This window comes from Sphingobium sp. (assembly GCA_035196065.1).
GTDB classification, from domain to species: Bacteria; Pseudomonadota; Alphaproteobacteria; order Sphingomonadales; family Sphingomonadaceae; genus Sphingorhabdus_B; species Sphingorhabdus_B rara.
Genome location: CP136575.1, coordinates 2,249,813 through 2,263,997, shown reverse-complemented (window position 1 = coordinate 2,263,997; position 14,185 = coordinate 2,249,813). Strand labels below are relative to the sequence as shown.

Sequence of the window (14,185 nt, the reverse complement as noted above, 5' to 3'; positions counted from 1 at the left end):
ATCATGCGGCCTTTGCCATGGCGGCGATAGCGGATGCAGGATCTCCGAACAGTTTGGACAGCAGCAGCAGCCTTTTGACGCCATGACCTATTGTCAGTTCGTCGGTCATTCCCATGCCGCCATGCAATTGGACTGCCTGTTCGGCTATCCATTGTCCGTTTTCGGCAATGAAAGCCTTGGTTGCGGCTCGATCCTGACCGGGCAGTAGCAAGGCTCGATAAAGCGATGACTGCATGGCTTCCAGCTTCGCATAGGCATCGACCAGGCGGTGCTGGATAACTTGAAAACGACCGATGGGTTGACCAAACTGCTCGCGTGTCTTCACATATTCAAGTGTGTCATCGAACAAGCGCTTGGCAAGGCCTACCATTTCGGCTGCCGCAATCAGGCGTGTTTCGTCTACCGCGCTTTCGATGCGGGCCATATCTGCAACGGGTTGTGCTGCGACATTGCGGAAAGTCACGACCCCCGCAAGGCTGCCATCAACCACCGGATAAGAACGGATATCGACCCCGTCCGCACGGGCATCGACGGCGAAGAGCTTCGTGACGCCCCCTTCTTGCGCGCTAACAATCAGCAGATCGGCTGAAGCGGCTGACAGCACGAAGGTTTTTTCGCCATTCAACCTTCCACCCTGTGCACTGACCGACTTTGCCTCAAGCACATAACGCCCCTGCGGCTCGGCAAAGGCAAAGGCGGCTATCTGGGAACCGTCGCTTATTCCCGCAACATATGCGCTGCCAGCGAGCAGCCGGGCTGCAAGAAATCCGCATTCGGTCCAGGGTTCGACTGCGAGACCCCGTCCCATCGCCTGCGCAACTATGGCACAATCAAGCAATGATCCGCCGAGGCCGCCGTCGCTTTCGGAAAGGGCAAGGGCCACGAGTCCCAGATCGGCAAGGTCCTTCCAGCGATTGCGGTCAAATCCTCCGTCCATACGGCGCATCGTGTGCCGCCGCGCAACATCGACCGGCGCGCAGAAACGCTCGACCGTGTCGCGAAACATCAGCTGATTGTCGTCAAGGTCAAAGTTCATGCGATCTTCCGGAATGTGATTGGGGCTGAGATCAAACCGCGCAAAAGGAGGTTGGGTGAAACCTTGAGTTCGGCACCGTCAGCTATGCGAATGTCGTCAAGCCGGGCGAGGAGTTGTTGGAAGGCAACTGTCATTTCCTTTCGGCTCAGCATGTTGCCGACGCACATGTGGATACCCTTGCCAAAGGCGAGGTGTGTGCGGGCATTTTGCCTTTCGGGATCGAAACGATCTGGATCGGCATATTTTGCCGGGTCGCGATTGGCCGCCGCATAGCGCAGCATGATCATTTCGCCCGCTTTGAAATCGTGACCGCCAAGACTGCAATCCTTTTTGACCACACGCCACATTCCCGCTGTGGGCGTATCGAGCCGCAAGACTTCCTCAATCATGTTAGGAATAATTGCCGGATTGGCGCGGACTTTTGCCTGAGCGTCCGGGTTTTGGGCAAGATGCACAATTCCCCCGGCTAGCGAATGAGTCGTCGTTTCATTCCCGGCAACCATCAGCTGCTGTGCGACCGACAGGATTTCGGCGTCATCCAGCGGCCGTTCGCCGTCAATCCGTGCATTGACGATATCCGACAGCAGGTCGTCGGTGGGCGTTGCGCGCCGGGCATCGATCTTAGCCTTTACGGCATGCTGAAATTCGACGACCTCGTGCGCGCATTCCAGTTCGCGCTCTTTGGAGATCATGTGCCCTAACCGGTCGGCGAAGGCATCGGACCAGCGCTTCACATTCGCCTGTTCGGAAAGTTCGAAACCGAGTTGCTCGCAGATGACCTGCACGGGCAGGCTGACCGAGAATTCGCTGACAATTTCGCATTCGCCCTTGTCGATAAAACCGTCGATCAGGCGGTTCACCTTTGCCCGGATGCCGTCTTCAAGCGCATTGACGCGCGGCATTGAGAAGGCAAGGTTGACGAGCTTGCGGAAACGGGTGTGTACCGGTGGGTCCGCGGTCAGCAAGGTGTTGATTTGAGGCCAGCCTTTTTCGATGATCGCCTTGACCTCGGGATCCTCCGCCATCGCCCCGGCGATTGCGCCAGTGAAGTCGTTCGAGAACTCCTCTACCCGCCCGGTCGCCTCGGAACACATGTCATAGCTCATGACAATTTTCATGCCGGTGCCGGGAATTTCCATTACCGGCGAATTGGCCAGAGCCCATTGGTACATCGGAAAGGGATTCTGCATCACTTCCGGGTCCATGAAACTGGGCGGCGAACTCATGTCGGTCATGCGACTCTCTCCTCAACTGTTAAATGCCATGAAGAAGGCAGGGCATTAACGGGCGAATTTGCTAGGGTCATGAATGCACCATCACTCCGCCGTCGACCATGATGCCTTGACCTGTAATGAAGCGGGCATCATCGGTGGCAAGGAACGTCATCACATCGGCGATATCCTCAGGCTGGCCGATGCGGCCAAGTGCGGAACGGCTGGTGTAATAGGTCATTGAATCCGGATTGCTGTCGAACATTGGCCGGGTCATGCCGGTTTCGATTGCGCCGGGCTGCACGCAATTGACGGTAATGCCATATGGTCCCAATTCCATTGCGAGTGCGCGGGTCAGCCCCAATACGGCATGTTTCGAAGTGGCGTAGGCGACAAGGCCTGCATCACCATAGCGTGATAGTATCGATCCGGTGTTGATAACCCTTGCGGCATGCGATGCCTTGAGCATCGGCAGGCAGGCGCGCGTCAGTTCCATCACCGCCGTCACGTTTACGCCCAAAGCCAGGTCCCACATTTGCTGGGTCATGTCTTCATAAGCGCCAGCGGGGCATACGCCGGCATTGTTGATCAATATGTCGCAACCGCCCAGTTTCGCCGCCGCTTCCGCTGCTATCGACGCTGCATTGGCGACGTCGGTTGCCAGATTGTGCGTTCCAGCCAGCCCATCAGAGTGCAAATCGACCGCGAGTACCGTGCAGCCTTCATCGAGCAACCGCGCAACCGCAGCTGCGCCGATTCCCGATGCGGCTCCGGTAACCACGGCTTTTCGTCCATTAAGATCGCGTCCGCGTGCGATAGTCATCAGGCAAACTCCCGCTGCATTTCGGCCATGTCGAAATAGTCCCGCCAATTTTGGATCTTACCCGCATCGTTGATCTCAAACGTGCCCATGACCCGAAGGGCGCGCCATTTTCCGTCGATCAGGAATTTGTCAGTGCGTTCTGTCAAGACGACATTGCCGTTGGAAGCGATATGGTGCGTGATGAATTCAATCCCCTCTGTCGGCGGGAATTGTGCCATAACAGCCTGAATTTCCGACATGCCTTTGGCTGGTCCCATAGGGATGTTGTGCCACACAGCATCGTCGGCCATCATTGCGAAGGCGCCGGCAATATCCATACGGTTCCAAGCCGCGATGAAATCTTCCACAATCTGTTGGGCGTGCATTTCCTGTTCCTTACGAAAGTTTCAGGATCATCTTGCCGTCGTTTGTGCCGCTGAAAAGCCGCAGGAACGCGGGAAGGGCATTGTCGATGCCTTCATCGACATGCTCGTCAAACACAAGGCGGCCCTCACGCAGCCAGCCTGCCATCTCTGTTATGCCTTCTCCAAAGCGGGGAACATAATCCGCCACAAGTAAGCCCTGCATGGTTGCGCGCTTCACGATCAGTTGCCAGATGTTGCGCGCACCGGTTTTCTCGCCAGGATTGTTATACTCACTTATCAGTCCGCACAGCCCGATCCGCGCATGCATGGCGAGATTGTTGAGTTCGGCATCGAGGATATCGCCCCCGACATTTTCGAAGATTGCATTGACGCCATCGGGCGCCTCTGCGGCTATCGCTGCGGTGAGCTGATCGACTGACTTGCCGCGATAGTCGATTGCGGCATCATAGCCATAACGTTCGATCAGCCGTGCGCATTTTTCTGGTCCGCCTGCGATCCCAATAATCTTGGAAGCACCCTTGATCCTGGCGATCTGTCCGACGAGCGAGCCGACCGCTCCGGCAGCTCCGCTAACCAGCACTACGTCCCCCGGCTTCGGCTGGCAAACCTCGAGATATCCGAAATAGGCCGTCATCCCGACGGCACCCAGAACCGAAAGGAAATTTGTCGGCGAGGGCACGATAGAAATATCGACAATCTGAGAAAAACCGCCCGCCATCCCGATCGAATATTCCTCGATCGCATTGAGGCCGGACACCCATGCACCCACGGGAAACTCGGCCGACTTGCTGGCGACGATTTCGCCAACTGTCGAGGCACGTACCGGGGTGCCGAGCGGAATCGGGGGCATGTAACTGGGTGCGTCATCCATCCAACCGCGCATGGCCGGATCGAGCGAGGCATAATGGTTGCGGATCAGGAATTGGCCGTCGGCCAGTTCCGGCAACGGCTCGCTGACCAATGCAAAATCCTCGGCAGTCGGTGTCCCGCTCGGGCGGCGCTGCAGTATGAAACGGCGATTTTCAGCCACAAATTACTCCCATTCATTTCTATTCGTTACCCCCGCCTTGGCGGAAATCACGGGTTTATTGTCTCTGTAGGCTTCCCGTTCAGATGGCCTCAATCCGCACCGGTATCGCGCTTTGCAGCGACTGGCCAGTGATCGGATCATAGTCGACGGTTTCCTTGACAAGCCGGTTCGTGCCGGTGCCGATTTCGCGCACTGCACTACCATCCTCGCCCGCATCACCCCATGCATGGGCCATCGACACAATTCCACGGCGGATTGAGACCGAGGCTTCCGCTACGCCAATGACTGTCCCCGCCGGTGACGCAATCCGCACCAACGCGCCTTCCGCGATCCCCAATGCAGCAAGATCGTCCGGATGAATATGCGCAGGGTTGGTGGTCCGTTTTGCCTTTAATGCCGACAAATGTCCGCCGGTTGAGTTGAAGCGATGTTTGGTGCGGCGTGAAACAAGACGGAAATCGAAGCCTTGGTTTGGTTTTGCATCAAGGCGATAGGCGTCGAGCATTGAGGGCATTGCACCCGCGGCAAGCTGGAATTTATGTGCGGTGTCTGGGTCGGGTGCTTCAACGCGCGGGTGAAGATCGTCATAGATAATCGCCTTGCCGTCAGGCGTGTCGTCGCGCACCTTGCTAGGAGGCACCGTACAACCGGCAGCCATCAGATCGAGAAAGCTTGCCTTGTCGGGCAATGCGTCCATCGGGCAGGGGCCGCCCGCGAGCGGCAAGCCCGTGCCAAGACGTTTCGCCAAGCCCCACAAAATCGCATATTCGTCGATCAGGTCGCCGGGTGGCGGAACCAATGCGCGCGTGTAGCGGGCATATGGCGCCTCATACCACCATTCGGAAAGGTTGCTAATGTCGTCGCGCTCCAAACACATGCGTGGGGCCAGCACAACATGTGATCGTTTCGCGGTTTGTGCCATTCGGACATCTACACTTACCAGCAGTTCAAGACTATCGAGCGCCCGCGTGATCTTTTCTTGGTCGGGAAAGGCGACGACTGGGTTGCCGCCGATGTTGATAAGCGCTCGGATCTGACCTTCGCCCGGCGTCAGGATTTCATCGGCGAGAACATTGCACGGCATCTCGGTTCCGAGATGCGTAAGGTTGCGAAAGCGCGACTGCGGGAAACCCTCACCAAATAGCGGGATGGGTGCGCCAACCTGCGCTCGGCGCGGCGTCTTGGTTGTGAAGACGCGCGGAATCGAGGAGAGTTCGCCTTCCTGACAGAAACGCGCGCAGATGATATTGATCGATGCAACAAGCCATGCCGTCAATGTACCGTTTCCGGCCATTTCAGGCCCGGTACCGGTGCTGGCTACACCTCTGTTCGCGGTGGCGAACATGCGAGCTGCCTCGACGATCTGCGATGCTTCCACGCCGCAGCGCGCCCCCGCCATTTCGGGCGTGAATGGCTTCACCGCCGATGCCAATTCTTCGAAGCCGTCGACATGGGCGCCAACGAAATTGCGGTCGTAAAGCCCTTCGTCGATGATCACATGGATCATCCCCGCCAGCAGTGCCGCATCTTCCCCGGGCAGCACTGGCAGGTGGATATCAGCAAGACGGGCAACATCGCTCTCGCGCGGGTCTGCGACGATCAGTTTCAGCCCACGCTCCTGCGCATCGCGCAGACGACGCGAAGGTGAAAATGGCGGCAATGACCCCGGGGGGGCGTAATGCGATACCAGCGGGTTGTTACCGATCATGAAGCAGACATCGGCGGTGTCGAAGCTGTGCATGCCGCCTTCCCACATGCCATAACGCATTGTGGTATAGACCTTTGCCGGCTGATCGAGTGTGACACTGGTGTAGATGTTGCGGCTTCCAATGCCTTGCGCAAATGCTGTCGCGGTCGCAACGCCTGCGCTGTTCTGGAATGCATAGGTGCCGCCATAGATGGCTACCGCATGCGGCCCATGCTTATCAATAATTCCGCGCAGTTTTGCAGCGATGATATCAAGTGCTGCCTCGGTCGCAATCGGTCTGAAATTGCCAGCCTCGTCACGTATCTGGCAGGAGGTCAAACGCTCAGGCGAATAATGCGCCTCTACCAATTGACGCCCCTTTATGCAGGTATAACCGCCGAACACCGGATCGTCGGGATCGCCCCGCACGGCAACAACTCGCCCATCTTCTACATCGGCAAGCATCGCGCAATTTGCGTGGCAGAAACGACAAAATGTGTTGTGAGTGGTCTTTCCCATCGCCCAACTCCTCTCACGGATAGCCTAGGCCGATACCATGAAACTGCGACTGTCAATTTTGGCGGTTTGCGAGGTGGACCGTTTTAATTGCACGGTTAATTTTGTCATTGCGTCCAGCCGTTGTGTCGGGCGATAGAGCCGACATGAAAAATCCGGCTCTTACCCCCGTCATTGTCGGCGTTGGCCAGTTCAACGACCGTGATTGTGTTCATGATTCGCTTGGCTTGATGATCGAGGCGCTGTCTCGCGCGGATACCGATGCCGGCGGCGGATGGATCGGGCAACTCGATAGTCTGGCTGTTGTTGCGCAGATCAGTTTCGCGCAATTGGGCAATTGTGCGCAACTAATCGCTGATCATTTCGGCATTGCGCCGGCCCATGTCGAGCAGACGCCGCATCCGACCGGTGAAAGCCCGATCCAGCTTTTGAACGAGGCAGCGAACCGGATTGGGGCCGGCGAAATACAGGTCGCGGCGATATTGGGCGGAGAAGCGTTGCGGACTGCAGGGCAGCGTGCTGCTGCGGCTCGAACGGATGGCGCAAAGCCGGATTTTCTGCGCAAGGTGGCCGAGAGCGGCGGGGCGAAAGTGGCTCCGGAGCCTGGTTCCACGGCGCATCTTGCGCAATATGGATTGGTTGCGCCTACCGACGTCTATCCGCTTTATGAAAATGCCACCCGTGCAGCCTGGGGGCAGTCGCTTGCAGAGGCGCAGGCTGAATCCGGAGTGATCTGGGCAGGCATGTCCGACGTTGCTGCGGGAAATCCGAATGCTTGGATCCAGACGGCAATAACGGCCGATGCAATCACGTCGCCGGAAGCTGATAACCGGCCGATCGCATTTCCCTATCAGAAACGCATGGTCGCCAATAGCAGTGTGAACCAAGGTGCTGCCTTTATCGTGACCAGCCTTGCCCGCGCGCGCGCCGCAGGGATTGCCGATGATCGCATCATCCATATCGGTATGGGAGCGGCTGCACACACGCCGCACAATCTGCTCAAGCGCGATCAATATGCCTCATCATCGGCCATTGATGTTACGTTACAGGAAACATTGCGGCGCAATGGCCTTGGCACAGAGGATCTGACCGATGTTGAGCTGTATTCCTGCTTTCCATGCATCCCGAAAATGGCCCGCCGGGTGATCGGCTGGCCGGTGGATCGTCCGATTACCGCCTTTGGCGGACTTACTTTCGGCGGTGGCCCCATCGGAAATTATATGAGCCATGCTGTCGCCTCTATGGTTGACAAGCTGCGGCGTGATCCCGGCACTGCGTTGCTGTTTGCCAATGGCGGCTATGCGACGCACAACCACGGCATCGTCATCTCCAGCACGCCTTTGCCAGAGGCGGTCTTCCCGCATGATTTCGACTGCAACGAGGCAGCGAAGGCGTTGCGCGGGCCAGTCCCCGACGTTGATGCTGGCTATGAAGGTCCGGCAACGATCGAAACATATACCCTATTCTACAAGCGTGACGGATCGGTGCGGGTCGGAACCGTCGTCGGCCTCACGCCTGAGGGCAAGCGGCTGCTGGCAACAGTGCCTGCGCAGGATGAGGCGATGATAGACTTCCTGACCAATGGCAAGACAGAGCCTGTCGGTAGCCCGGGGCAGGTGCGCCGGCGCGATGACGGCATGCTGCAATGGTCGGCGGCCTAAAAAGGCTTCCTCGCCAGACGGTTCGTGCCGGCACAAGAATAAGGGCGGCAAAGGTCCAATCGGACAAACCAGATTAGGGCGCTGGCCTAATGGCATAAACGTCACAGTTGCGTCGCTATTTTGGCCGTCAGCATTTTTTACGTGGAAAGCTGGCAAAATATGGTAAAGCACCAAGTGCCGGTTGGGGTGGCCAGGCATTTTGTTCGTCTTGTACGAGGGCATTATGGCTACCTACACCCGTCTTTCTGACGGTATTCAGCGTTCGTTTCTCGACTTGGTAAAACCGCAATTCGGTGCAGGCGAACAGTTTGGCGCTTCGATTTTGGGACGCCATTTCGACGAGATATTGCTGCGCCACGACCGCAACGACCAGATTTTCTGGTGTTTTATGAATCAGGTCGGTCGCCCCAGCTATACCTACAGCCTCGGTGCAGAGGTTCAGCAGGTTCAGGATTGGCTAGCCGATAATTATGGGCGCCCCGCAAATGGCGGGCCGGATGATCTGCGTTACTTTGTATGCGGTTCGAAAACCCCGGGCATCTACAATCTGGGCGGCGATTTGCGTCATTTTGCCGAATGTATACGTTCCCGCGACCTGGCCGCGATGCGCCGCTACGCTGAAACTTGCGTGCGGATGCAATATGCCAATTACAACGCATTCGGTGCGCCGATCATCACCATGGCGCTGGTACAGGGTGACGCGCTTGGCGGCGGTTTTGAACATGCCCTGGCGTTTGACATTTTGGTCGCGGAACGCAGCGCACGTCTTGGCTTGCCGGAAATCGTATTCAACCTTTTTCCCGGCATGGGCGCCTACAGCTTCCTGCGTCGGCGGGTCGGACGGAAAATGGCCGAAAAGTTCATCTTGGAAGGCAAGATCTACACCGCTGCTGAACTTCATGACATGGGTATCGTTGATATCCTCGCTGAAGATGGCGAGGGCGAAAATGCCATCGTCGATTACTGCCGCCGGAATTCCAACCGATTTGCAGCCGAAAGGGCGGTTTACCGCGCGCGGCGGGTTTCCAATCCGGTTGAACTCGAAGAATTGTTGGAGATTACCAACATCTGGGCAGAGACAGCCTTAACATTGACGGAGGCTGATGTCCGGAAGATGGAACGCCTTGCTGATGCGCAGGACAGACGGATTCGCCGTTCCTTGTCGGCGGTATAATAGCCAAGTATTTTAGCCGGCTGCTGCCTGGTTGCCGCCATCACTTAGTAAGGCGGCCTCAGTTGTAATTCGCTGCAACTCTGTCTCGATGGTCGCCAGATAGTTTCGACCATTGGTGTCAAAATCAATTTCGGTAATTTTTTCGAGTTTTGCGCCCAATGCCGCCATGCGCGTCGCGCCGATGTTGGTGGCGCTGCTTTTGAAAGCATGCGCGGCAAAGCGGAATTTCTCGGGATCGGCGCAGTTCAACGCTTCCTTCATTAGGTGAAGGCTGTCGGCTGCGTCTTCCTCAAAGCCTTCGAACATGCTGGCGACAAAGCTGGCATCGCCGATTGACCGCAGATATTCGATATGGGCTGGGTCGAGTGCGGGCGACGTCTCGCTGCGGCTCGCAACTGGCTGGAATGCCACCACTTTGCCCAGCGGATCATTGATGTCTGCGGTCGAGGCGGAAGCGTCGCCGGCGCTGCATATCGAATCGATAGTCTCTAGCAGGAGTTTCGCGTTGATCGGTTTGGTCAGGCGCATATCCATGCCAGCATCAAGGCAGCGTATTTCAGTTTCGCTGGTCGCATCGGCGGTCACACCAATGATCGGCAGGTGCTCACGTCCGCCTTCAATCTGCCGCCACATCTTGCAGGCATCGATGCCGTTCAGGCGCGGCATGTTGACGTCGAGCAGCACAAGATCGAACGTTTCTGTTTCAAGAATATCGAGCATCTCATCGCCATCACATGCTTGGGCGACCTGATGGCCGGCTGCTTCCAATATTGTGGCCAGGATGTTGCGGTTGGTGCGGTTATCGTCCGCGACAAGGATATTGCGGCCCGTTCGCTTTGTCGGTGCCGGCGTTTCTGGTGCGCGGGTATCATCGAAGTGCACCCGATGCGCGAACGAACGGCCGATCCGGATGGCGCTGCGCAATTCGTCAAAGCCTGCATCGGGGGGGATGATCGATGCAAATGCTGCGCGGATTGAAACTTCGGAAAGATCGGGGACGCTGTCATTGGACACAAGAACCGTGCTGAGTTCTGCCTTGTCAAATTTTTCCCAAACCGGATCGTCCTGTTTGATGCCTTGCGCGATATGCTGGTCGAGCATGACAAGATCATATTCGGATAGATCAACTTGGGCGATCGCGTCGGCAAGCGCGGATGCATCCGGGCACGCACTTGCGCGGACCAGGAAGTTTCCGGCGGATTGCGCGCGGGCAAGTAAATCGGCGTCGAAGCGACCAATGGCAAGGATGCGCGTATGTTCGTCGCCCGACATTTCATCGCTGTCGGCGGTAGCCATTTCGTGTGCAATATTTGCGGGAATTGTCACGGTAAAGCGGCTGCCAAGCCCGATGCTGCTGTCGACACGGATGTTTCCGCCAACCTGCTGTACAAGCTGCTGGCAAATGGCGAGGCCAAGGCCCGTGCCGCCAAAACGGTTCATCACGGTATCATCGGCCTGCTGGAATGGTTCGAAAATACGGCCGACTGCGTCTTGCGATATGCCGATGCCGGTATCCGAAACCGCAAACCATATTTCGGACGTTTCCCCCTGAGTGTTGATCCCGCCGCTGATCGCGACAGTGCCTGCCTCGGTAAACTTGATGGCATTGCCGGTAAGATTCAGCAGGATATTGCGGATGATTTCCGCAGGTGCATCGATCAACTGGTCGCTCAACGGTTCGGCCGATATCTGTAACGCCAGCGATTTTTCGTCTGCGCGGACGATCATGATATCGCGAATTTCGGTCATGATGTCGGTCAGGCGCATGGGACGGCGGATCACCTCTGCGCGGTTTGAATCGCTGCGTGCAATCTGGATCAACTGGTCGATCAAATGGAGCAGATGTTCACCTGCGAGCACACTGGCATCAACCATATCATGCTGGTTCTTGGGCAGGCCCACCTGTTTCAGGTGATGGCCATAACCGATGATGGCATTGAGCGGTGTTCGCAACTCGTGGCTGACGCTGGCGAGGAAGTAACTTTTGGCGCGGTTCGCTGTTTCGGCCTCTTCCTTTGCACGGGACAGTTTTTTGATCAGCGTGCCGCAATACAGGGGTATGATGATCAAGGCCAAGGTCAGGCTGATCCCCAATATCTGGTTCGTCGCCCAGTAATTGGTTGTAAGAACCACGGTCCCAAATGCGATCGCTGAGAGTGTGGAGGCAATGTAGAGATAGCGGACGCCGAAACGGAACCCGTTGCCCAGGATAACCCAAAGGAAAAGCGGATAGAAAAAGGACATAGTTTCCGCTGATCGCGTCATGACGGCGAATGCCATGCCGATGTCCAGCATGATCGCGGCGACCCAGCGCCGTTCCTGCGGCCAGATGCTCTGGCGGTGCATCAGAAAAAGCGCGGTGTTCAGCGTCAGATAGATGATGAAGGACGACAGGATGAACCCGTCGGTCATGAACAGACTAACCGCCAGTGCCGCGCTGCCACCCATCACCATCCGGTTGAGCAGGATTTCCTGTTCCGGGTCCAGTTTCGGTTTTCGGGGGAAAAAGCGCGCCATTACATGCTGCTCCGTGCCGCATGAACGGGTGCGAACATTTCCTGTAACTGGTCGACGGATAGCGACCGGCCGAAGAGATAGCCCTGAAGTTCATCACAACCGGCTGCGCGGAGCAGCGATTTTTGTGTTTCATTCTCAACGCCTTCGGCCACCACGCGCATATCAAGCGCGTGAGCAAGATGCGCGATCGTTGAGATGATGGCGCGGTCGACACTGGATTGTTCGATCCGGGCAATAAACGTCCGGTCGATTTTCAGGCGGTTGGCCGGCAGATCGCGCAGATATTGCAGCGATGAATAGCCGGTGCCGAAATCGTCGATCGAAAGCTCGATGCCGTTGCTGCGCAACTCGATAAGTTGCTGCATCAGATCGGGGCTTTGATCGAGCAACAATTCCTCGGTGATTTCAACAACGATCCGGTCCGATGCGACATTATGCCGCTCCATGGCATTCAGGATTTCCGCTGCAATATTGATCGACTGAAATTGTCGTGGCGATACATTGACTGCGATATGGGGCAGGTTGATGCCCTCTTTTTCGAACGCCGAAATCTGTCGGCAGGCGGCATCAATCACCCATGTGCCGATGCGGTCGATCAATCCGGAATCATTGGCAACGCGGAGAAACTCACTGGGCATCAAACGACCGCGCGTTGGATGTTGCCAGCGCACAAGGGCTTCCAAGCCGCAGATTTCAGTTGAACTTGAATCAACAATTGGTTGATATTCAAGAAAGAATTCATCGCGATCAATCGCCCGGCGTAGGTCTGCTTCGACGCCGGCATTGAATTGGGCGATCTGGTTCAATTGCGGTGAAAAGAAACAGTGGCAATTCCGGCCGTTCGATTTCGCTTCATACATGGCAAGATCGGCGACGCGCAGCAGTTCATCAGGTGAATTGCCATCGTCTGGAATGATGGCGATACCGATGCTGGCACCGATCAACTGATCTACGCCGCCCAGCGAATAGGGGCGGCCGATCTGCGTCAGCAATGCTTGGCAACGATGGCTTACGTCTTCGATCGATTCAATGTTGCGCAGGATCAGTGCGAATTCGTCGCCGCCAATGCGGGCCGCCAGTTCATTGGCACCCAGCGCCCCGTTGATCCGTTCCGCCACCTGCCGCAGCAGCATGTCGCCAGTCTGGTGACCGCGTGTGTCGTTAATAACCTTGAACCGGTCGAGATCGACCAGCAGCAAGGCGGCCTTGCTGTCCGTCGTCGCGCATTCTTCAATCGCGTGGCGCATGTTTTCAGCGAGCAATGCCCGGTTGGGCAGGCCGGTGAGCATGTCATGCAATGCGAGGTGGGCGCGATGTTCTTCGGCAAATTTGCGGGCAGTGATGTCGAGTGCGGACGTGAGCACCCCGATGATCTGGCCTTCCTTGTTGCGAAGCGGTGATTTGTTGCAGTGGAAGGTTAGTTCGATTCCCTCGCTATCGAAAACTTCTTCATAGTTCGGGATTGATTGCCCACTTTCGAGGATCAGCGCGTTGCGACGCAGTTCGCGCTCGGCAAGTGGCGGGTCGAGCATCTCGCTTATCGGACGCCCGACAAGCAGTTCGGGTTCAACGCCGAACATTGCCGACTGATAGCTGTTCATGAACAGGAATTTGCCGTTGCGATCGGTCGCGTTGATCAGGATCGGCGTTGTATCGATAATCTGCTCGAGCATCGATTTGCCGTTCGCCGTCTCGTCTTTGGCATCATCTGATGAGAGCTCGGCAGCCCGCTGTTCTAGTTCGATCCTCTTGCGGTGCTGGCCAATCAGCAAAAGCGCGCGTTCGCGAAATTCGCTGTCGGTCACCGGGCTCTGGAGGAAATCGGTCGCGCCTGCGTCAAGCGCTGCGATCCGGCATTCACGATCCTGTCGTGCGGTGATGACGATTGCCGGCACATTCCGGCCGCTCGTTTTGCTGCGGATGGCGCGAATGAAATCTGCGCCATTCATTTCCGGCATGCGATAGTCGACGATCAACAAATCTGCTGGCTCTGTTTCGAGCCAGCGCAGCGCATCGACGGCGCTTTGGAAGCATTTGGAGGAAAAATTTGGGCCCATCATGGCAACAAACTGCGCATAAATGCGCAGGTTCGTGGACCTGTCGTCGACAATGACTATGCGCGCTTGCATCCAAAACGCGATAGCCATCCACTATCAAGAAATGGT

The 14,185-nt window shown here is 56.8% G+C and carries 10 protein-coding genes; 2 read left to right on the top strand and 8 right to left on the bottom strand.

Annotated features, from left to right (window positions below):
• Position 1: 1 nt before the first annotated feature.
• From RSE16_10800 to RSE16_10775, 6 genes are all read right to left on the bottom strand, one after another.
• Positions 2–1,036 (bottom strand): acyl-CoA dehydrogenase family protein, encoded by a 1,035-nt coding sequence (locus RSE16_10800; protein WRH75191.1) that lies wholly within the window; start codon positions 1,034–1,036, stop codon positions 2–4.
• Positions 1,033–2,271, bottom strand: coding sequence for a cytochrome P450 (locus RSE16_10795; GenBank protein WRH75190.1), 1,239 nt, complete (start codon positions 2,269–2,271; stop codon positions 1,033–1,035). Before RSE16_10795 ends, RSE16_10800 begins: the two co-directional genes overlap by 4 nt.
• A 67-nt stretch (positions 2,272–2,338) precedes the next feature.
• Positions 2,339–3,070 carry an SDR family oxidoreductase gene (locus RSE16_10790; protein WRH75189.1) on the bottom strand — a complete coding sequence of 244 codons (732 nt, stop codon included), beginning with the start codon at positions 3,068–3,070 and terminating at the stop codon, positions 2,339–2,341.
• Positions 3,070–3,435 (bottom strand): limonene-1,2-epoxide hydrolase family protein, encoded by a 366-nt coding sequence (locus tag RSE16_10785; GenBank protein ID WRH75188.1) that lies wholly within the window; start codon positions 3,433–3,435, stop codon positions 3,070–3,072. The genes RSE16_10790 and RSE16_10785 overlap by 1 nt, the downstream gene beginning before the upstream one ends.
• A gap of 10 nt (positions 3,436–3,445) precedes the next feature.
• Positions 3,446–4,465, bottom strand: coding sequence for an NADP-dependent oxidoreductase (locus tag RSE16_10780; protein WRH75187.1), 1,020 nt, complete (start codon positions 4,463–4,465; stop codon positions 3,446–3,448).
• A 79-nt stretch (positions 4,466–4,544) separates the two neighbouring features.
• On the bottom strand, positions 4,545–6,671 hold the full coding sequence (locus RSE16_10775) for a molybdopterin-dependent oxidoreductase (GenBank protein ID WRH75186.1): 2,127 nt from the start codon (positions 6,669–6,671) through the stop codon (positions 4,545–4,547).
• Positions 6,672–6,814: 143 nt separating this feature from the next.
• Here RSE16_10775 and RSE16_10770 point away from each other — a divergent pair, with 143 nt between their 5' ends.
• Both RSE16_10770 and RSE16_10765 read left to right on the top strand, forming a co-directional pair.
• Positions 6,815–8,329: an acetyl-CoA acetyltransferase gene (locus tag RSE16_10770; GenBank protein ID WRH75185.1), complete on the top strand. Its 1,515-nt coding sequence runs from the start codon at positions 6,815–6,817 to the stop codon at positions 8,327–8,329.
• A gap of 223 nt (positions 8,330–8,552) precedes the next feature.
• The gene (locus RSE16_10765; protein WRH75184.1) at positions 8,553–9,503 is read left to right on the top strand and encodes a crotonase/enoyl-CoA hydratase family protein; all 951 of its coding nucleotides are present in this window, start codon (positions 8,553–8,555) and stop codon (positions 9,501–9,503) included.
• 12 nt (positions 9,504–9,515) lie between these two features.
• Here RSE16_10765 and RSE16_10760 read toward each other — a convergent pair whose 3' ends face one another.
• Together RSE16_10760 and RSE16_10755 are read right to left on the bottom strand one after the other, a co-directional pair.
• Complete coding sequence (locus RSE16_10760) at positions 9,516–12,020, bottom strand: response regulator (protein ID WRH75183.1); 2,505 nt, start codon at positions 12,018–12,020, stop codon at positions 9,516–9,518.
• On the bottom strand, positions 12,020–14,149 hold the full coding sequence (locus RSE16_10755; protein ID WRH75182.1) for an EAL domain-containing protein: 2,130 nt from the start codon (positions 14,147–14,149) through the stop codon (positions 12,020–12,022). Before RSE16_10755 ends, RSE16_10760 begins: the two co-directional genes overlap by 1 nt.
• Positions 14,150–14,185: the final 36 nt, after the last annotated feature.

What these genes read in the sequence shown, in the direction of transcription:
- RSE16_10760 (WRH75183.1), bottom strand. Translation starts at nt 12,020, where the DNA reads ATGGCGCGCTTTTTCCCCCGAAAACCGAAACTGGACCCGGAACAGGAA.
- RSE16_10770 (WRH75185.1), top strand. Translation starts at nt 6,815, where the DNA reads ATGAAAAATCCGGCTCTTACCCCCGTCATTGTCGGCGTTGGCCAGTTC.
- RSE16_10790 (WRH75189.1), bottom strand. Translation starts at nt 3,070, where the DNA reads ATGACTATCGCACGCGGACGCGATCTTAATGGACGAAAAGCCGTGGTT.
- RSE16_10765 (WRH75184.1), top strand. Translation starts at nt 8,553, where the DNA reads ATGGCTACCTACACCCGTCTTTCTGACGGTATTCAGCGTTCGTTTCTC.
- RSE16_10755 (WRH75182.1), bottom strand. Translation starts at nt 14,149, where the DNA reads ATGCAAGCGCGCATAGTCATTGTCGACGACAGGTCCACGAACCTGCGC.
- RSE16_10800 (WRH75191.1), bottom strand. Translation starts at nt 1,036, where the DNA reads ATGAACTTTGACCTTGACGACAATCAGCTGATGTTTCGCGACACGGTC.
- RSE16_10795 (WRH75190.1), bottom strand. Translation starts at nt 2,271, where the DNA reads ATGACCGACATGAGTTCGCCGCCCAGTTTCATGGACCCGGAAGTGATG.
- RSE16_10775 (WRH75186.1), bottom strand. Translation starts at nt 6,671, where the DNA reads ATGGGAAAGACCACTCACAACACATTTTGTCGTTTCTGCCACGCAAAT.
- RSE16_10785 (WRH75188.1), bottom strand. Translation starts at nt 3,435, where the DNA reads ATGCACGCCCAACAGATTGTGGAAGATTTCATCGCGGCTTGGAACCGT.